This is a genomic window from Bacteroides sp. AM54-2NS (assembly GCF_003602935.1).
GTDB classification, from domain to species: Bacteria; Bacteroidota; Bacteroidia; order Bacteroidales; family Bacteroidaceae; genus Bacteroides; species Bacteroides xylanisolvens.
The window spans coordinates 1-904 of the sequence record NZ_QTMZ01000138.1; the positions used below are offsets into that span (position 1 = coordinate 1).

At 39.6% G+C, this 904-nt stretch carries 1 protein-coding gene and 1 pseudogene; both read right to left on the bottom strand.

Translation table 11 applies throughout. The features are described 5' to 3' along the window. A partial coding sequence (locus tag DXA05_RS26170) for a transposase (protein ID WP_128859795.1) occupies positions 1-782 on the bottom strand: 782 nt, incomplete at its 3' end. A gap of 40 nt (positions 783-822) precedes the next feature. Continuing rightward, positions 823-904: pseudogene (locus tag DXA05_RS28520) on the bottom strand (transposase); the annotation flags it as partial.

Below are 904 nucleotides of genomic sequence, written 5' to 3' on the forward strand. Positions count from 1 at the left end.
TTCTCAATAGAGTTTGCTACTGTTGTGAATGTATCGTATCCATATTCTTCAATCTTATTATACCATAGTGCCAGCTTTGCTCTTGCTACATCCTTGTCATAGTTTGTGGAAAAGATCTTTCCCAACTCCAATGAGTAGTAATATACGTGCTTAATATCTTCAAACTGCTTGAAAAGTAATTCTGCCCTGATTTTCTGACTCTTGGTCCATTTATCAGGTGATTTAAATAATAAATATCTGCTTCTGGCCAATAATTGCCTGAGTGTATCTCCGTTTTCGAGTTCTTCTGCTTTATATACTTCCCCCTTCTCTTTTGCCGCTTTCATAGCTTTATTCTCCTCTTTTATCACTTGCCATCTATATGTAATGCGCAACTCTTGTACAGCTTCGTATACAAGTTTTTGTACATGAAACCTATCAATCACCTGCATGGCACGTGGAAAGCACGTTTTGGCAATCTTTTGCATGCTCCCGGCCATATCCAGTGTAATTTCTTTGACCTGATTACGCAGCTCCTGTGGCATCTTTGTAAGTACCGCAATGATATCATCGGTTTTAGTGCCCTGAATTACAGCTATAATAGAACCTTTCCTACCTCGCTTATCTCTATTTATTAAGATGGTATAAAGATCTCCCTTACTTAAAGCCGTTTCGTCAATACATAGGTGATAACCCATATTCTTTGGATAAAGGATATACTCTTGGGCATGTGCTCTCTGATCCCAATTCTGGAAGTCACTCAGGTGGTCTTTATATTGGCTTTGAAGCTGTTTGCCATCCATACAGTAATGCTCAGCTACACTTTGGCAGCTAACGGCGTGATTATCTAAGTAATTCTTTTAAAAAAGCACCGAACTCAGCGGTTATGCGAGTACCGGTGGCTACCAAACTCCAGTCACGACTA